Raw genomic sequence first — 18,083 nt, forward strand, 5'->3', positions numbered from 1 at the left:
CACAATGCAAAGAACTTTTGTTGACCAACTTCACAGAACGGTAACCATCAATTACCCACCTCAAAGAATTGTTTCGATCGTTCCATCGCAAACTGAGCTGTTATTTGATTTGGGCTTGGATGAAGAAGTAATCGGCATTACCAAATTTTGCATCCATCCCATAGAAAAATTTGCCACTAGAACAAAAGTTGGGGGTACCAAAAAACTAAGAATTGATCAAATTAGGGCCCTTCAGCCCGATTTGATTATTGGCAACAAAGAAGAAAACACGCAACATGAGGTAGAATTACTGATGGAAGAATTTCCGGTATGGATGAGCGACATCAGTAATCTGGAAGAGGCCATGACTACCATAACACAAATTGGCGAAATTGTAAATCGAGAACCAGAAGCTGCTTATTTAAATCATTTAATCAATGCTGGTTTTACAGACCTGCAAACTTTAGCCTTAACAAAAGGTATTCATCAAAGCGTAGCGTATTTAATTTGGAAAGACCCTTACATGTTTGCCGGAAGGGATACTTTTATTGATGATATCTTACGTAAAATTGGCTTGCAAAATGTAATGACCCAAAGTAGGTATCCCGAAATTGCACTAGAAGAACTACAAACTGCAAACTGCAAACTGGTTTTCCTCTCTTCAGAGCCCTACCCTTTTAAAGAAAAACACCTCAAAGAAATCAAATCTATGCTACCAGAAGCAAAAGTAATGTTGGTAGATGGAGAAATGTTTTCGTGGTATGGCAGCAGGTTGGTTAAAGCGGTAAACTATCTCTTTCATTTACAAGACGAGCTAAAACCTTAATAATTAGAATAATAAACAAAAGAGAATTCTGTTCTTATCAAAATGACGAATTTTTATTAAAAATAAATCATTTTACTTTTTGATAATTGATGCAAAACGCTATCTTTGCAGTCCTTAATAAATCCTAACTGCGGAAGTGGCGTAATTGGTAGCCGCACCAGACTTAGGATCTGGCGCTTCACGGCGTGGGGGTTCGAGTCCCTTCTTCCGCACAAAAAGATAAAGGCCGTTCCAATGCAAATTGGAACGGTTTTATTTTAAAAGGATTTATTTAGAAAAGAATATAAATCCAGATGTGTATGAAGAGCGGTTAACTGTCTCGAAATCCATATCTCCATACTCAGATCTAGAATAGAATGAACATCACACAGGAAAAAATTGACGATTTAAACGCCGTAGTTAAAGTGACTATCGCCCCTGAAGATTACAGTCCAAGAGTTGATAAAGCCCTAAAAGAGCAAGCTAAAAAAGCAAATCTACCTGGTTTTCGTAAAGGAATGGTTCCAGTTGCCCACATGAAAAGAATGTATGGCAAAAGCATTTTGGTTGAAGAAATCAACAACATGTTGAGCGAAGCCTTATCTAAACACTTAGCAGACAACAAAGTTGAAGTTTTAGGTCAGCCTTTACCAGTAATGGACGACACCAAAGAGTTTAAATGGGACAATACTGACGAGTTTGAGTTTACATATGAGTTAGGTTTAGCACCAAAGGTTGATGTTGAAGTTACTTCTAAAGACAAATTTGTTCAATACAATGTTAAAGCAGACGATGAGACTTTAGCAGCTCGTATCAAAAATATCCGTAAAAGCTATGGCAAAATGACAAACCCTGAAGTTTCGGCAGAAGGAGATGTACTTTATGCTGAATTGGCACAACTTTCTCCTGATGGTTCAGTTTTTGAAGGAGGAATAAATAGCACAGGTTCTATCCGTTTAGATTTGGTAACTGATAAAAAAGTTTTAAAATCTTTAGTAGGTGTAAAGAAAGACGATGTGTTGGAATTAGACATCCAAAAAGCTTTTGACAATAATGAAGCAGTAATTGCTAAATTGTTAAACATTGGCGAAGAAGATGCTAAAGAATTGAAATCAAAATTCCAGGTAACGGTTAAAAATGTAAACCGTTTAGAAGAATCAGATTTAAATCAAGAGTTCTTTGATAAAATATTTGGTGCAGATGTAGTAAGTGATGAAGCTGGCTTTAAAGCTAAAATTACTGAAGAAGTAGAGAGCATGTTTAAGCAGGATGCAGATCGTAAATTACAAAACGATATTTATACCAAGCTTACTGAGCAAACTAAAATGCAATTACCTGACGAATTTTTACGTAGATGGTTAAAAGCCACCAACGAGAAATTAACCGATGAAGAATTGGAACAAGGTTATGCTGATTTCGCAAAGAACCTGAAATGGACTTTGATCGAAAACAAGATCATTACTGATAACGAAATTAAAATCGATTATAAAGATGTTTTCGAAACTGCAAAACAACGTTTAGATGCGCAGTTTAGAATGTACAGCCCACAACCAATGCCTGAAGATCAATTGGCACAGTATACTGCCAACTTCTTGCAAGAAAAAGAAAATGCCAACCGTATTTTCGATGAGGTGAAGGCCTTAAAGGTATTCGAACACATCCAATCTGTTGCAACTTTAGACCAAAAAGACATAGACTATAACAAGTTTATTGAGTTGAAGTAAGCGATAAGCGTAAGGCGTTGAGCGTTTTATTGTTCGATTGTTTATATTTAACAATGGCACAATTTAAATTCCAATCGCTCGAGGTTTGGCAGTTGTCGATAGAACTTACCGATCAATTGCTTGATATAGCTGACCAATTGTCAGCAGATAAAAGATATAGATTTGCAGAGCAGCTCAATGGGGCTGCTCTTAGCATATCCAATAATATAGCAGAAGGCTCTGGCTCGGTTTCTAATAAGGAATTTGCTCATTATCTGAACATTGCACATCGTTCTACATTTGAGAACGCAAATATTTTAGTAGTATTAGAAAGAAGAAAATTAATTTCAGACATTCAGTTAACTTATTATCTAGAAGAATTAGATAAATTGGCACGGAAATTAACCAATCTCAGAAAATATTTATTAAAATTATAAATCCAGTTTGGAAGTCGAGTTATCCACAAACCGCTTTACGCCAAACGCTAAACGCAAATAGCATGAAAATAGATAAAGAAGAATTTAGAAAATACGCAGTTAAACACCATAGAATTAATGGCTTAAACGTTGATAGATTTATATCTGCAACAAATAATTCGCCTAAATCAATGACACCTTACATCATTGAAGAGCGTCAATTAAATGTGGCGCAAATGGATGTATTCTCTCGTTTAATGATGGATCGTATCATCTTTTTAGGAGATGCAATCTATGATCAAAATGCGAACATTATTCAAGCTCAGTTGTTGTTCTTACAATCAACCGATGCCAATCGTGATATCCAGATCTATATCAACTCTCCAGGAGGTTCGGTTTATGCAGGTTTAGGTATTTATGATACCATGCAATACATCACACCAGATGTAGCTACCATCTGTACCGGTATGGCCGCTTCAATGGGTGCAGTTTTATTGGTTGCTGGAGCAAAAGGTAAACGTGCTGCTTTAACTCACTCAAGAGTAATGATCCACCAACCATCTGGCGGTGCACAAGGTGTGGCTTCAGATATGGAGATCAACTTAAGAGAAATGTTAAAATTGAAAAAAGAATTATACGATATCATTTCTACACACTCAGGACAAAGTTACGAATGGGTGGAGAAAGCCTCAGATCGTGATTACTGGATGAAAGCTGACGAAGCTAAAGATTTTGGTATGATTGATGAGGTATTAGGGGCAAACAAGTAAGAATGGTTGTGGGTTATAAGTTATAAGTTAAATGTCTAAGCTCACACCTATTAGACAAACAGACTGATAACCTTCAACCCATAACTTTTAACATAAAAAAATGGCTAAACAAAATAAAGATTCGCGTTGCTCTTTTTGTAACTCTCCAAAGCAGGAAACTTTAATGCTGATAGAGGGAATGGACGCATACATTTGCGACAAATGTGTAACGCAGGCTAATGTTTTGCTCGCTCAAGAATTGGGCAACAAAAAAAGTAAGGCATTTGACGATTCGTTTAGATTGTTAAAACCTGCCGAAATTAAAGCACACATAGACCAATATGTAATCGGTCAGGATGATGCAAAAAAAGTACTTTCTGTTGCTGTATATAACCACTACAAACGTTTAAGCCAAAAAATTGACAAAGATGAAGTAGAGATTGAAAAATCAAACATCATGTTGGTTGGCGAAACAGGGACCGGTAAAACACTTTTGGCCAAAACCATTGCCAAAATCTTACACGTACCTTTTTGTATTGTAGATGCTACCGTTTTAACTGAGGCTGGTTATGTAGGCGAAGATGTAGAAAGTATTTTAACCCGCTTGTTGCAAGCTGCAGATTACGATGTGGCTGCTGCAGAACGAGGCATTGTATATATTGATGAGGTAGATAAAGTTGCCCGCAAGAGCGATAACCCTTCTATTACCAGAGATGTTTCTGGCGAAGGGGTACAACAAGCACTCTTGAAAATTCTGGAAGGAACAATTGTAAATGTTCCACCACAAGGCGGAAGAAAACACCCTGACCAAAAAATGATCCCGGTAAATACCAACAACATTTTATTTATCTGTGGTGGTGCATTTGATGGGATAGAACGCAAAATAGCCAACCGTTTACGTACACAAGCGGTGGGTTACAAGGTTAAAAAAGACGAAGCAGATTTAGATTTAAAAAATCTGTACAAATACATTACACCTCAGGATTTAAAAGCTTTTGGATTGATACCTGAACTCATTGGTCGTGTACCAGTGCTTACACACCTTAATCCTTTAGATATACAGGCCTTAAGAAATATCTTAACAGAGCCTAAAAACTCATTAATGAGACAATACATTAAGTTGTTTGAATATGAGAATGTAAACCTTGTATTTGATGATGAAGTATTAGATTTTATCGTAAACAAGGCAATGGAATATAAATTGGGTGCAAGGGGACTAAGATCTATTTGCGAAGCAATTATGCTCGATGCCATGTATGACACCCCATCGAATGAGGAAATAAAAGACTTGCATATTACGTTAGAATATGCAATTGAAAAATTTGAAAAAGCAGATTTTAAGAAATTAAAAGCGGCCTAAAAATGAAATCCTCTAGTTAAACTAGGGGATTTTTTTTAACTTACAAATACGCGTCTTGCTGAATTTGTTTTAGCAACTGATTAAAAAGACCATGAAACAAGTTCACGGTGACGTTTGAATAAGAATTTATAAAAAGGAGTACAATATGAACGAAGAAAAAGACGTAAAAAAAGATGAAAATGTGGTGGCAAAAGCCAAAAAAGTAAAAGAGATTGAAACTCCAGTAAAATCAGGATTAAAATCAAAAGATGACATTGTAAAAAACTGGCTGCCTCGTTACACCGGCAGAGCTTTAGAAGACTTTGGCAGTTACATCTTATTGACCAATTTCAGTAAATATTTAACCATGTTTTCTGAGTGGAACGACAATGCGCCAATTTTAGGTTTAGACAAGCCTATGCAGAGTTGTTCGGCAAATGGCATTACCATTATCAACTTTGGTATGGGAAGCCCCTTAGCGGCAACCATGATGGATCTTTTAACCGCAATCAACCCTAAAGCAGTGTTGTTTTTAGGCAAGTGTGGTGGATTGAAGAAGAAAAACCAATTGGGCGATTTGATCCTTCCTATTGCTGCCATTAGAGGCGAAGGAACATCAAATGATTATTTACCGGCAGAAGTACCTGCCCTACCCGCATTTGCTTTGCAGAAGGCAATTTCTACAACTATAAGAGATCACTCTAGAGATTATTGGACAGGAACTTGTTATACCACCAACCGCAGGGTTTGGGAACACGATAAAGATTTTAAAAAGTACCTTAAAAGTTTACGTGCCATGGCTGTAGATATGGAAACGGCGACAATCTTTACTACTGGCTTTGCCAACAAAATTCCAACTGGTGCTTTGTTATTGGTTTCAGACCAACCCATGATACCAGAAGGTGTAAAAACTGCAGAAAGCGACAGTTCAGTAACGAGCAATTATGTGGAAAGTCACCTTAAAATTGGAATCGATTCCTTAAAACAATTGATCAATGGTGGTTTAACAGTTAAACACTTGAAGTTTTAATTGCTAACCAAACCAGCAATTCATATATAAATAGAAAAGAGAAACTTAGTGGTTTCTCTTTTCTATTTAATCTTCCTCATTTTTAGGATAATCGAACAACATCACTTTACCTGTATCACTACTGATCTCCTTCCAACTTTCAAATGGAAACTCAATAATTATAATACTACAAGTTGGCATGTTATAAATATGGCCATTGCTCAGGTAATTGGCTAAGTCTGTTAAGCCGGGGTTATGGCCAAACATGGCAATCTGCTCAAATTGATCGGGTAAATGATTAACTACCCCTAATAACGTTTTTACATTCGCTTCGTAAATTGCTTTTTCTTCTACAATATCTTCATTCGCAATATGCCAGGTTTTGGCAAAATAACGTGCTGTAGTGAGCGCTCTAACCGCAGGACTACTTACGATCAATTGCGGTACAATTCGTTGCTTAACCATTCTTTCTGCCATTTCTGGGGCATTGGTATTCCCTCTCCTATTTAACGGTCTGTTAAAGTCTGTTAAGCTTGCACTGCCCCAGTCTGATTTAGCATGTCTAATTAACAATAATTGCTTAGCCATTGGTTAACCTTTCTTTTATTTTATTTACGATGGTTTGAGGTTCAATGAGTTCTATACATGCATCAACACCGCAAAGGCATGGTTTGTTTCCGTAAATTGAATTTGGCCTATTGGGATGGTCTATTTGAATACAATCTAACTCAGACTGTCCGTAACCCAAAAAACCCGCATAAGGATGTGTTGGACCCCAAATAGACACCACTGGAACACCCATTAATGAGGCCATGTGCATACCAGAAGAATCCATGCTCAGCATCAGGTCGAGATTCGAAATCGTATCTAATTCTTCTCGCAATTTAACTTTAGCAATGAGGCTGCTAACGCTTTTATATTGATCTTGCCAACGTTCGGCAATTTCCTTTTCTTCATTACCACCACCAAAAACAAACAATTGATAACCCATGGTATCCAAAATTGCAATTACTTCTTCCATTTTTGCTAAAGGATAAACCTTAAATAGATGCTGCGCAAAAGGCGAAATTCCAATTTTTTTGGTGGATGGTGCTTTAAACAATTCTTTAATTGAGGTTGGGAGTGCTTTCGGAGCATGCACCAACTCATGACTTAAACTCAATGGAAAAGCTAAGGCTCTAAACACATCAGCGTAACGCTCAACTGTTTGTTTTAATGGTTTAAAAATCTTGTTCTTGCTTCTGGTGAGTGCCCATTTTTCGGTTCTACCTTTGTCAATTCTTTCAATTTCAATACCAGTTAAACGGAAAAATGTACACAACGTTCGGCTTCGCAGGTTATCGTGTAAATCTGCTATGGCTACTGGTTGATAGGTTTTAAGCTCCTTGTATAATTTATACAGCCCATTAACCCCCTTGTGTAGGCTTTTTGGATGGATGGCATGAAAAGTCAGGTTTTTAATCCCATCAAAAAATGGTTTAAAAGCTTCTCTGGTTACCATTACCATTTCTGCTGCCGGATTTTGGGCAGAAAATTCACGCAATACCGATGCCACCATAGCAACATCGCCCATGGCAGAAAAACGTAGAACGATGATTTTACCCTCTAGAGGCATTTATTTAACTTTATTATATAACACTGGATTTAAACTCGGGTCGTTATACATTTTCATCTGCTTGTACACTTTCATGTACTTCTTTCCTGCTTCAATATCTGCTAAAAGCTCGTCGATACTTGTGGATAGATCTGTTCTTTGTGCCAATAGAATAGTTAATTTCTGTTGGCATTGCTGGCGGTGTTCTGCAGTTGCACTTGGTCGATCTACTTCCTCTTGCATGTGATAAATTTTCAGGGCCAAGATAGACAGTCGGTCAATTGCCCATGCAGGGCTTTCTGTATTCACTTTTGCAGTGGCATTGGCTACTACATCTTTATAAAGGTCAAGAAAATAACCATCAATAAACTCTACCATATCGGTACGCACCTGGTTTTGGGCATCGATACGTCTTTTCCATGATAACCCTTCTACTGGGTCAATTGAAGGGTTTCTAACCACATCTTCCATGTGCCATTGTGCAGTATCAATCCAATTTTTCAGGTAAAGCAAATGCGCCAAACTACCCTTGTCATGAGGGTTCGTTGCCACTTGATCTATATTGTCAAATTGATGGTAATCGGTTATGGCCTGATTAAAAATTTGATTGGCTATTTCACTTATCATACTGCAAAGTTATTAAATGATTATACACATTGAAACGATTTTTAAAAGATAAAATCAACTCCATTTATTTAATGTTGGCACTTTTGTTCGCAAAATAGTTGGTAATTTCAGCTAAAGAAAAGGCATTTAAGCAATTAACTGCTGTTAATCCACCCTTACGCCCAACCATTACACCATAACGCATATCATGAAAACCTTCTTTTCTGTGTGCATCTGGATTAATTGACAATAAAACTCCTTTTTCTAAAGCATAACGATGCCAACGCCAATCTAAATCTAAACGCAATGGGTTTGCATTGATCTCTATCACCACTTGGTTTGCCGCACAAGCATCAATTACTTTTTGATAATCAATTTCATATCCCTTTCGGCTCAACAACAATCTACCAGTTGGGTGCCCTAAAATGGTGGTATATGGATTTTCTATCGCTTTGATTAATCGTGCTGTGGCTTTTTCTTCCTCCATTCTTAAATTGCTGTGTACAGAAGCCACCACAAAATCGAATGTTTTTAAAATCTCATCACTATAATCTAAAGAGCCATCATTTAAGATGTCACTTTCTATACCCTTAAAAATTTTGAAAGGAGCCAGTTTGGCATTCAATTCTTCGATTTGTTGGTGTTGGGCATATACCCTTTGTTCGGTTAAACCTTTGGCATAAAATGCAGACTTAGAGTGGTCGCAGATCCCTAAATATTCTAACTTTAAATTGTCTTTACAATAAACCGCCATCTCTTCTAAGGTATGCACACCATCACTCCAATCAGAGTGGTTGTGTAAACTTCCTTTAAGGTCTTGATCTGTAATCAGGTTTGGCAATTGGTGTTGGGCAGCCAGCGTTACTTCGGTTAAACCTTCTCTTAATTCTGGTACAATAAAATCTAATCCAGCTTTGGCATAAATTTCATTTTCGTCTTTAAATGGTCCATTTCCAGCCAGTTTCAACACTTCATTTACATGAACTTCATTACCAGTTAATGTAAAATAATGCAGATAGAAATCTGATCGTGGTACCACCACTATTTTTACCTGCAAACCGGTTTCGGTTTGTGCAGTAAATACCTCATCACCATTAATGGTAAAAGTTAAACCTGTATGCAATTGCAGCTGATCAATCAGATCGGCATTTTTGTCTGTTCCAATTACAAATACAGCTTCTTCAATAATTTCAATGAAACGTCTAAAATCTCCAGCAATACCCAATAAAGCTTGCTCATCGCCTGTTTTTCTCAGGCCTACAGCTAAGTCAGTAAAAAGTTGGTTAATTGTTCCTTCTACATGGGCATATAAAAACTTACCATTTGCCGCCATCTTAAATTCGATGACTTTTTTAATTTCTTCCTGGGTTTTAAGACCAAAACCCTTGGCTTCAATTAAACGATTTTCATTACAGGCGTAATAAAGCTCCCCAACATTTTCAATCCCCAGCTCATGCCATATTACGCTTATTTTTTTTGGACCAATGCCTTTTATACCTAACATTTCTACAATGCCCGGAGGGGTTTGGGCCAAAACAGTTTCTAATTCCTGAATGGTGCCTGTTTCTAACAGTTCAATTATTTTAGCGGCAATACTTTTGCCAATCCCATCAATTTTATCCAAATCTTCGAAAGCTTTTTTGGCAATTGGGAAAGGTAATTTATCTATTTTGAAAGCAGCATTGGCTACCGATTTGATCTTAAACGGGTTTTCTTCGTGCAACTCCATCAGTTGCGCCAATAATTTTAAGGTGCGGGCTATTGCTTTGTTTTCCATTAATACTAAATTAAGGTTTTTTGTCAGCGTTTAAATAAGATAAGAATTTAGAGCAGTACGCCTTTTAACACTAATACGGCAATACTAAAGTAAATCACAATTCCGGTAACATCTACCATGGTAGCTACAAAAGGAGCTGATGATGTGGCTGGATCGAGTTTCAAGCGTTTCATGATAATTGGCATCATTGAACCAATTAAACTGCCCCAAAGCACAATACCAATTAAGGTAAAGAATATGGTTAAGGCAATTAAAAACCAATGTGTTCCGTAATCATATAAATTGAGGTTTTGCCATAAAGAGATCCTTACAAAACCAATGGTTCCTAAAATCAATCCTAATAACAAACCTGAAATTAATTCTCTTCGCATTACCCGCCACCAAGCAGCAATTGTTACTTCGCCCAATGCCATGGCCTGGATAATTAAGGTTGAAGCCTGCGAACCGCTGTTACCACCACTACTCATGATCAATGGAATGAACAAAGACAACACCACTGCTTTTTCCAACTCAATCTCAAAATGTTGCATGGCTGTAGCGGTTAGCATCTCTCCCAAAAAAAGAACAATCAACCAACTGGCCCGTTTTTTAACCAGTTTTAAAATCGGCATGTCTAAATAAGGTTCATCGAGTGCTTCGGTACCCCCTATTTTGTGCATGTCTTCGGTATACTCTTCGTGGGCAATCCATAAAATATCATCGATGGTTACAATACCTAAAAGGATATTCTGATCGTCGATAACCGGCAAAGCCACCCGATTATTCATTCTAAACACGTTGATGGCCTCTTCTTGTGGATCTTTTACATTTAAGGCAATTAATCGGTTATCGGTCAGTTCGCCTATTTTAACTTCTGGATCTGCCAGGAGAATTTCCCTGATCCTGATATCATCCAATAAAACCCCATCTTTATCAATTACATACACCACATCAATCGTTTCCGAATTTTTACCGTACCTGCGGATGTGCGAAAGTACCCTACTCACCGTCCAATCTATTTTTACGGCAATAAAATCTGGGGTCATCAATCGACCCACACTATCTTCTTCGTAACCCAAAAGATGTAAAGCTTCAATCCGATCGTTATCGGGCAAAAGGATCAACAGTTTTTTTACGGCATCACCTTTGAGCTCACCCAAAAGTGCAGTTCTATCATCTGGAGGCAATTGCCTTACAATTTCTGTTAATTTATTGCTTTGCAGTTTTTTGATGATCCGTTCTTGTGTCGGGAAATCGAGGATCCGAAAAACGTTAACTGCTCTTTTGATAGAAAGTGTTTCGATAAACTTAACTGCATGTTGTGGAAGCTCATCTATTAAATGCTCAACGTCTGATATATTGAGTTCATTTAAATAGACCTTTAACTGCCTATCACTTTCGTTTTCTAACAATTGTAATACTTCATCTACTAGCAGCTCTTCCATAACTCAACAAATTAAAATTTACATGTTTCTTCCTATTTATATCGTTTTGCAAAAGTGGCTTTTTCTTTTCAGAAAAGCCAATTATTTATGTGAAGATGTAAAATCTTTATTAGCAAATTATTCTTGTACTTACATTTATTTCGTTTTTTGAACTTAATGCAATTTTATCGCTTTGCTTTGCTGTCTTACGTACAATCTTTTTCTATATTTGCAGTTATGTCCCCGTAGTTCAATGGATAGAATTATGGTTTCCGGTACCATCGATATGAGTTCGAATCTCGTCGGGGACACTGAAAGGAAATACGAGAAGATCGTGTTTCCTTTTTTTATGTCATACCTAAATTATGGCAATTAGAAAATTTCATACAAAAGAGCCCCCAGAAAGTAACTTACTTTAAGGGGGCGAGCATGAAGACGTTTTTTTCTTTAAGCTATTATTTAATTTTTTTTGTTCAAATCGGTAAATACAGCGGCTTTATCTTTAGACACTTTTTTTAATTTGAACGAGTCGAATACTTCTCCTGATGCTTTGTAAGCGGTATAGACCAGGTTTTCATGATCTATAGAGATAATTTGAAAAAGCTGGGTATCTTCTGCAAAGATGTCCATCCATTTGGGCGAAACATCTACTTTGTACATTTTAGGTCCTGCAACCGAAACCACATACATTGGGCCACCTACTTTGCCAGAAACACCAGTTGGCAAATTCTGTCCACGGCTATACGTATGATCGTGCCCCTGCATTAAAAGATCTACATGATATTTATCAAACAAGGGTTTGAATAGTTCTCTGAACTCTTTGTTATCTCTTCCCTTTGCTGTAGAATAAATAGGGTGATGATAGGTAACCATGGTCCATTGCTTAGGATTGTTTTTAAGCACTTCTTCTAACCATGCGGCTTGAATTTTAAGCGAATTAGAATCCAAAACAATCATTTGCGAATTTAAGGAGATGATCCTCACATTGGCATAATCAACATAATAGGTAGATTCTTCCAAACCTTTTGGCCCATTTTCGGGCAAGGTGTATTGGGCACGCCAGTGTGGATCTAAGGTCAACACCTTTTGCTCATCGCGAAAATATTCATGATTTCCTGATGATGGAATACTTGGGATCATGCCATTGATAAAACCACCACCAAAATGCCATTCTCCCCACTCATTGTCATTGTTTGAACGATTAATCAAATCGCCAGCATGTACAATAAATCTGGCATCGCCATAAGTAGCAAAGGCACGTCTGATTACCCTCGACCATTTAGACTTGATATCATTCTGGGCATCTCCCAAATAAATAAAAGAAAATGGTTTCGTAACTGCTGGGGCAGTTCTAAATTGAAACCACTCGCTCCAATTGGTACCATCGCCAACACGGTAAGTATACAACTGATCTGGCTGCAAGTCACTAAAAGTAACACTGTGGTAATTGGCGGTTCCATAATCCTTCCCTTTTAATGAGGAAATACTAGCTACATATTCCTTTGCTGCTGGTTTTTCCAATTTTGGCGAACTGTCTTCTACCAAAATCTGCGCAAAGCTTTTGGCAACTGTACTATCTGTTCTCCAAGTTACAGATTGGGTTGTTGTCGGATCTTGGCTCCAAGTGAGGATAATCCGATCAGGGAGCGGGCCAGCTTTAAAAGATTGCGCTTTTGCCGTTTGTATAAATACTACAAATGATAGAAAAAAGAGCTTTACAAAAACTGCACTGGATTTAACTGTGGTGTGATTAATTGTCATTATTTAAAAGGATTGTATTTCAAGCCTACATTGGCCCAAGTTGAAAAATATTTATGGTCATTTGGTCTGCCATCGCCATAATCAAGAATAGTTTGTGCATTGTTGATATTGCTGATACCCATGAACACGGTAAACTTCTTGCTAATTTTCTGTGAGGCCGAGAAATCTAACTGCATTCTGCCTTGTTCCATCAAATCGTCTTTTTCTTGTTCTGCCAACTCATTGATAAATGTTCCGTAGAAGTTCAATGAAATTCGACCAGAGAAACCATATTTTTCATACGAAAGTGAGGCATTACCCACTTTTGGACGCATTGATGGCAAACGAACCGTTCTTGCACTTACTGAACCTGGCACGGTAAATTTCGATTGGATCTGCGTAAAGTTTCCATAGATACCAAAACCGTTTAAGAATCCTGGAAGGAAAGTCAACTGTTGTTGCCAAGCAATTTCGTAACCATATACATGTGCATTAGCACCATTTACGGTTTGTGTAACTTGGTACTTATCAAACTCTCCGCCTTGACGAGTAGAAATACTTTGGAAAATGTAGTTGTCGATATTTTTATAAAATACACCTCCAGAAATCAATCCCAAAGAATTCAAATAATGTTCAAACAAGAAATCATAATTGGTTGAAGTGGCCTGATCAAGGTCTGGATTACCAATTTTCATTCGTTTTCTGCGTGGTTCAATTTCCTGCCAAGGCACCAAATCATAATATCCCGGGCGAGATAATGATCGGGTAACTGCTGCCCTTAAATTGGTACTTTGACTTAATGAATATTTAAGGTTTAAGCTTGGGAAAAATCCATCGAATGCAGAGTTTACAGCTACCTTATTTGTGCTTACATATTTACCGGTGTTATCAAATGATACGATATTTCCATTGTATTCAAAACCAGTACGTTCGTAACGTAAACCTGCAATTACATCTAATTTATTCAAGGTTAATTTCCCCATTACATAACCTGCGCCCATGGTTTCAGATCCATTGTAAGAATCTGGATCGGTATTTTGACGGATATAGGTTTCGTCTGTTTGGAAGAGCGAAAGATTATTTTGATAGTATTGTTCCATCAAATAACCATTGGCAATTGCACCTGAAAGGTTGTATTTACCATTAAAGTAACTTGTTCTACTATAGTCTGACAAGAAATTTTCCATGCCAACTTTCCCTGTTTTAAGGGTGTACTGAAAATAATTTCTGGTATGGTCGTCTTCTTTGTATTTATAACGTCCACCAAACTTGAACATCAGTTTATTTTTAGGGCTAAATTCGAAAGTACGTTGTACATTTAACGAAACCTGTCCATCTTTATCGTTCGCAAATTGGTGTCTGTTTACATAAGATGATGTGGTATAATTGGCTGGATTGTTCACATTAGGGTTTGTAAAACCAAACTGTGGTGCACGAGGGTCGCTCATGTCCATTGCTGCTGCTAAACCACCATACGTAAAATAACCATCATAATAGATCGGTTGATCGTATTTGCCACTGGCGAAAGTAAAATCGACATTGGCAATCCAGTTATTGATGTTTGTTTTACCTCCTAACGATAAACTTAACAGATCTCTATGGTAATCGCGTGGCGAACCTGAAGAGCCAATTGTAATTCCGGTTACGTTAGTGGCATCTGTATAAGCGCCAATACTGTAACTTTTTGTACCCCTGGTTTGCAGTTCGTAAAATTTATTGTAGGCTCCTCTAAAGTAAACCTGACTTTTTTCATTCGGGAAAAAGCTTATTTCAGTTTGAATACCTGTATTTTGACGGTGCAAATCTGTTCCTTCTAATTCAAGATTAGAAAGTTTAACCTGATCAATTCCGCCTATTTTATAGGTACCATAATCTTTTTGTACACGGTCTTCACCACGAAAGGTATTGCTATAGTTTACTCCAAAAAGATAGGCCCATTTGTTTTTACGTTGTCCATAGCTGAATGCACCATCAAAATTTTGTTTACCCAAAAGGAAGTTATTACCAAAAGAACCTTTGGCCAATAGTTGTTGCATGCCTGGTTTTGGCGTTTTAGAAATGATGTTCACCGAACCTGAAGTTCCATCTGCCTCCATATCCGGAGTTAAAGTTTTATTTACTTCAATGGCTTCAACCGTTGATGACAAGATACCATTCAGGTCAATATCTCTAGAGTTGGTTTGGGTTGAAGGCAACCTGTTTCCATTTAAGGTAACAGATCCCATGCTCTGGTCTAAACCACGGATAATGATATTTCTTGGTAATCCATAACTATAATCCATGGCAATACCCGGTACACGTTGCATGGCTTCACCTACGGTTGCATCTGGGAAACGTTCAATTTGCTCTTCAGACAAAACATATTTAATATTGTCTGCATTTCTCATGTTACTTAAAGCCACTGCTTCACCTCTTCTGATCCCACTAATGGTTATTCCTTTCATCTGGTTATTCTGGCCATCTAGCAAAACCTCCACTTTCGTAGTTTGGTCTGCCGGGCTGGCCACCTTTATTTCTCTAGACGAATAACCAATATAACTTACCTGTAACACCACTTCGCTTTCTTTGATATTTCCGATAACGAAATAACCATTCACATCTGTTAATACTTTACGGTTACTTCCTTTAATGATCACCGTAGCATAAGGCAAGGTCTGCTGGTTGGCTTTATCTTTTACATAACCAACAATAGTTGCAGGTTTTGTTTCAACAACTTGCGACTGTACCCGCTTTAAAATTACCATCATCCCCTCTTCAATTAAAGAGAGCTTATTCTTTTGCAGCAATGGCATTAAGATCGTCCTTGCGCTTTTGGTTTCGTTAACCGAAACTTTACTATTTACAAATTCTTTATTGCTGTATACAAAGTTTACACCTGTCTTTTTTTCAATTTCTTTTAAAAAATCTGTAAACGCAACTTGTTTCAAATTGATGTTGACACTTTTATCGAGTGCCGATTGTCCCTTTGCAGGTGATGCCTGTACAAAGTTCAGGAACAAAATAGAAAAGATGCTGCATATAAGGCTTGTACGCATAATTAGTTTGATCAGGCCTTGGGGCCTATTCATTTTTTTCATTGTTTGGTTATTTTTTCAAAAGAGCAAGCATTCAGTCAACTAATTTGTTTGTTGAAATGAGAATGCTTTCCTACATTTGAGTGTTTAAATTTTTAACTGGATTTAAATTAATTCGATCTTAACCAGTTGGTTGGCGCCAAAAGGTTAAGCACATAGACCGTTCTCGGACAAAGGGAACGGTTTTTTTATGGTAGTACTTTTACATGCAATTCCCTCCTTTTAAATAAATAGTTTGTTCTACTTGTGTTGACTGTATGTGTAGCGAGAGCTGAAGCGCTTTGAGAATAGCGGTTATAGGCTGATTGTTAAACCTAGCGGTTAACCTACAGCCAGAACCAGCTATCTTTGAGGCGTCAATATTTACTTTATACTTTCTGGACAATGTTTGAACTACTTCTGTTAGAGGAGTCTGTTCAAATACAAGCACACCATTTGTCCAGGCATCTACATCGCCATTGGCAATGGTTGATTTTATTGCTTTTTTATTTTTGAGATTGTAGGTCAGTTGATCATTGGGCAGTAGCATAATCGGGGCATCTTTATGTATTTGATCTGCTCCCAATACCCCTACTTTACCCGAATTTACGGCAACAGAAGTATTCGCCTCATTAACATAAGCCCTAACACTAAAACTTGTACCATATACCGTAGTGGTTAAAGCACCACTTTTAACCACGAAAGGGTGTTTTTGATCGTGTTTAACTTGAAAATAAGCCTCTCCACTCAATTTAACCAATCTGGATGGCTGATCAGCGAAGGTTGAAGCATAACTGATTTCACTGGCAGAATTTAACCAAACAGCAGAGCTATCTGGTAAGATAATCTTCAACATTTTGCCAGCCTCTGCTCTTTTCACGATCCAATCTATTGGCTGATTTTTTGTTTGATTTTTTTTGTAGGCAAATAACCCGCCCATCAATACAATTGCTGTAATAGATGCTGCAATTCCGTATTTCCAGAATGAAGTCGTCTTTTCAGGTTTATGTACAGTTAAGGGCGTTAGCGTTGCTGAAAATTGCTGAAATGAAACTTCCGGTTCTTCAGGTGTGATATGCGCACTCAGTTCCCAAATTGACTTGCTTTGATTGTATTTTTCTTGGTTCAGCTCATTTTCAGCCAACCATTGGTCTAACAGTTCTTTTGACTCTATGGTTTCTACCCCACTTAACCGTTTCACTATGCAATTCCATATTTTTTCTTCCATATAATGATGTGCTTTCAAGAGTAAAGACAATAATTATGGACTTAAATACGGGTTGCTACCAGTTAAGCTTCTGTTAAGTTTGTATAAAGAAAATGTTTGGCACGGGTATGGATAAACTGCATGGCTTTGGCCAAGTGGTCTTCTACCGTTCTTGGAGATATCTGCATCAGATCTGCTATTTCGGCATAGCTGAAACCTGCTAAGCGATGCATTTTAAATACCAATTGTCGTTTTTGGGGAAGCAAGGAAATGGTATGCTTTAAGAATACCAAATGAGCTGTTTCTGAATCATCATCTTCCTGTACGGTCATTAGATCGGACAATTCGGTCAAATCATCCTGTTCTACATAACTTATCGGATTTTTTTGATGTTGGCTGAGGTAATTGAGGCAAGCATTTTTAACCGATCGGTACAAATAGCCTTTGATATTTTGGATTTCTTGTGGTTTAAACCACAACTGCACAAAGAGGTCGTTGATGATACTTTTAGCGGCTTCTTCATCATGCACATAATACACCGCATATTGCTGAAGTGAGCTGTACAACTGATTGTATAACAGTTCGAATTGTTTGGAATCAAATGAATTGAATCCAACAGATGTTAAATCATGATCAACTTTCAACATACCTCATCTTGACCACAAAACTCGAAAATGAATGTAAACACAGGATTAATGCACTG

Annotated in this window: 15 protein-coding genes and 2 tRNA genes; 8 read left to right on the forward strand and 9 right to left on the reverse strand. The window is 37.5% G+C overall.

Annotation, left to right across the window (positions count from 1 at the left end):
- The first annotated feature begins 4 nt into the window (after positions 1 to 4).
- From AQF98_RS04425 to AQF98_RS04455, 7 genes are all read left to right on the forward strand, one after another.
- Positions 5 to 805, forward strand: coding sequence for an ABC transporter substrate-binding protein (locus tag AQF98_RS04425; RefSeq protein WP_055130726.1), 801 nt, complete (start codon positions 5 to 7; stop codon positions 803 to 805).
- A gap of 130 nt (positions 806 to 935) precedes the next feature.
- Positions 936 to 1,017, forward strand: a tRNA-Leu gene (locus tag AQF98_RS04430).
- Positions 1,018 to 1,161: 144 nt separating this feature from the next.
- Positions 1,162 to 2,508, forward strand: coding sequence for a trigger factor (tig, locus tag AQF98_RS04435; RefSeq protein WP_055130727.1), 1,347 nt, complete (start codon positions 1,162 to 1,164; stop codon positions 2,506 to 2,508).
- Positions 2,509 to 2,561: 53 nt separating this feature from the next.
- Positions 2,562 to 2,924 (forward strand): four helix bundle protein, encoded by a 363-nt coding sequence (locus AQF98_RS04440; protein ID WP_055130728.1) that lies wholly within the window; start codon positions 2,562 to 2,564, stop codon positions 2,922 to 2,924.
- A gap of 62 nt (positions 2,925 to 2,986) precedes the next feature.
- On the forward strand, positions 2,987 to 3,673 hold the full coding sequence (clpP, locus tag AQF98_RS04445; RefSeq protein ID WP_055130729.1) for an ATP-dependent Clp endopeptidase proteolytic subunit ClpP: 687 nt from the start codon (positions 2,987 to 2,989) through the stop codon (positions 3,671 to 3,673).
- A gap of 100 nt (positions 3,674 to 3,773) precedes the next feature.
- Positions 3,774 to 5,012, forward strand: a complete 1,239-nt coding sequence (gene clpX, locus AQF98_RS04450; protein WP_055130730.1) for an ATP-dependent Clp protease ATP-binding subunit ClpX — start codon at positions 3,774 to 3,776, stop codon at positions 5,010 to 5,012.
- 145 nt (positions 5,013 to 5,157) lie between these two features.
- The gene (locus AQF98_RS04455) at positions 5,158 to 6,021 is read left to right on the forward strand and encodes an AMP nucleosidase (RefSeq protein WP_055130731.1); all 864 of its coding nucleotides are present in this window, start codon (positions 5,158 to 5,160) and stop codon (positions 6,019 to 6,021) included.
- Between the two features lie 66 nt (positions 6,022 to 6,087).
- On the opposite strand, the gene AQF98_RS04460 is transcribed toward AQF98_RS04455, so the two are convergent.
- The 5 genes from AQF98_RS04460 to mgtE all read right to left on the reverse strand — a co-directional run bounded on the left by AQF98_RS04460 (position 6,088) and on the right by mgtE (position 11,401).
- Complete coding sequence (locus tag AQF98_RS04460; protein ID WP_055130732.1) at positions 6,088 to 6,588, reverse strand: histidine phosphatase family protein; 501 nt, start codon at positions 6,586 to 6,588, stop codon at positions 6,088 to 6,090.
- The gene (locus AQF98_RS04465; protein ID WP_055130733.1) at positions 6,581 to 7,615 is read right to left on the reverse strand and encodes a glycosyltransferase family 9 protein; all 1,035 of its coding nucleotides are present in this window, start codon (positions 7,613 to 7,615) and stop codon (positions 6,581 to 6,583) included. Before AQF98_RS04465 ends, AQF98_RS04460 begins: the two co-directional genes overlap by 8 nt.
- On the reverse strand, positions 7,616 to 8,221 hold the full coding sequence (locus AQF98_RS04470; protein WP_055130734.1) for a DUF4254 domain-containing protein: 606 nt from the start codon (positions 8,219 to 8,221) through the stop codon (positions 7,616 to 7,618).
- 64 nt (positions 8,222 to 8,285) lie between these two features.
- Positions 8,286 to 9,977: a DNA polymerase/3'-5' exonuclease PolX gene (locus AQF98_RS04475; RefSeq protein ID WP_055130735.1), complete on the reverse strand. Its 1,692-nt coding sequence runs from the start codon at positions 9,975 to 9,977 to the stop codon at positions 8,286 to 8,288.
- A 47-nt stretch (positions 9,978 to 10,024) separates the two neighbouring features.
- The gene (gene mgtE / locus AQF98_RS04480) at positions 10,025 to 11,401 is read right to left on the reverse strand and encodes a magnesium transporter (RefSeq protein ID WP_055130736.1); all 1,377 of its coding nucleotides are present in this window, start codon (positions 11,399 to 11,401) and stop codon (positions 10,025 to 10,027) included.
- A 218-nt stretch (positions 11,402 to 11,619) separates the two neighbouring features.
- Here mgtE and AQF98_RS04485 point away from each other — a divergent pair.
- Positions 11,620 to 11,691, forward strand: a tRNA-Arg gene (locus AQF98_RS04485).
- A gap of 148 nt (positions 11,692 to 11,839) precedes the next feature.
- Here the strand turns inward: AQF98_RS04485 and AQF98_RS04490 are convergent.
- From AQF98_RS04490 to AQF98_RS04505, 4 genes are all read right to left on the reverse strand, one after another.
- On the reverse strand, positions 11,840 to 13,141 hold the full coding sequence (locus tag AQF98_RS04490) for a metallophosphoesterase family protein (protein ID WP_082434902.1): 1,302 nt from the start codon (positions 13,139 to 13,141) through the stop codon (positions 11,840 to 11,842).
- Positions 13,141 to 16,197 (reverse strand): TonB-dependent receptor, encoded by a 3,057-nt coding sequence (locus AQF98_RS04495; protein ID WP_055130737.1) that lies wholly within the window; start codon positions 16,195 to 16,197, stop codon positions 13,141 to 13,143. The genes AQF98_RS04490 and AQF98_RS04495 overlap by 1 nt, the downstream gene beginning before the upstream one ends.
- 199 nt (positions 16,198 to 16,396) lie before the next feature.
- On the reverse strand, positions 16,397 to 17,431 hold the full coding sequence (locus AQF98_RS04500) for a FecR family protein (protein WP_152969633.1): 1,035 nt from the start codon (positions 17,429 to 17,431) through the stop codon (positions 16,397 to 16,399).
- 32 nt (positions 17,432 to 17,463) lie between these two features.
- Positions 17,464 to 18,027, reverse strand: a complete 564-nt coding sequence (locus tag AQF98_RS04505) for an RNA polymerase sigma-70 factor (protein WP_055130739.1) — start codon at positions 18,025 to 18,027, stop codon at positions 17,464 to 17,466.
- Positions 18,028 to 18,083 lie beyond the last annotated feature (56 nt).

The sequence above is a fragment of the Pedobacter sp. Hv1 genome, from assembly GCF_001412215.1.
Taxonomy (GTDB): domain Bacteria; phylum Bacteroidota; class Bacteroidia; order Sphingobacteriales; family Sphingobacteriaceae; genus Pedobacter.

What these genes read in the sequence shown, in the direction of transcription:
- AQF98_RS04490 (WP_082434902.1), bottom strand. Translation starts at nt 13,141, where the DNA reads ATGACAATTAATCACACCACAGTTAAATCCAGTGCAGTTTTTGTAAAG.
- AQF98_RS04440 (WP_055130728.1), top strand. Translation starts at nt 2,562, where the DNA reads ATGGCACAATTTAAATTCCAATCGCTCGAGGTTTGGCAGTTGTCGATA.
- clpX (WP_055130730.1), top strand. Translation starts at nt 3,774, where the DNA reads ATGGCTAAACAAAATAAAGATTCGCGTTGCTCTTTTTGTAACTCTCCA.
- AQF98_RS04475 (WP_055130735.1), bottom strand. Translation starts at nt 9,977, where the DNA reads ATGGAAAACAAAGCAATAGCCCGCACCTTAAAATTATTGGCGCAACTG.
- AQF98_RS04505 (WP_055130739.1), bottom strand. Translation starts at nt 18,027, where the DNA reads ATGTTGAAAGTTGATCATGATTTAACATCTGTTGGATTCAATTCATTT.
- tig (WP_055130727.1), top strand. Translation starts at nt 1,162, where the DNA reads ATGAACATCACACAGGAAAAAATTGACGATTTAAACGCCGTAGTTAAA.
- mgtE (WP_055130736.1), bottom strand. Translation starts at nt 11,401, where the DNA reads ATGGAAGAGCTGCTAGTAGATGAAGTATTACAATTGTTAGAAAACGAA.
- AQF98_RS04495 (WP_055130737.1), bottom strand. Translation starts at nt 16,197, where the DNA reads ATGAAAAAAATGAATAGGCCCCAAGGCCTGATCAAACTAATTATGCGT.
- clpP (WP_055130729.1), top strand. Translation starts at nt 2,987, where the DNA reads ATGAAAATAGATAAAGAAGAATTTAGAAAATACGCAGTTAAACACCAT.
- AQF98_RS04460 (WP_055130732.1), bottom strand. Translation starts at nt 6,588, where the DNA reads ATGGCTAAGCAATTATTGTTAATTAGACATGCTAAATCAGACTGGGGC.
- AQF98_RS04455 (WP_055130731.1), top strand. Translation starts at nt 5,158, where the DNA reads ATGAACGAAGAAAAAGACGTAAAAAAAGATGAAAATGTGGTGGCAAAA.
- AQF98_RS04425 (WP_055130726.1), top strand. Translation starts at nt 5, where the DNA reads ATGCAAAGAACTTTTGTTGACCAACTTCACAGAACGGTAACCATCAAT.
- AQF98_RS04470 (WP_055130734.1), bottom strand. Translation starts at nt 8,221, where the DNA reads ATGATAAGTGAAATAGCCAATCAAATTTTTAATCAGGCCATAACCGAT.
- AQF98_RS04465 (WP_055130733.1), bottom strand. Translation starts at nt 7,615, where the DNA reads ATGCCTCTAGAGGGTAAAATCATCGTTCTACGTTTTTCTGCCATGGGC.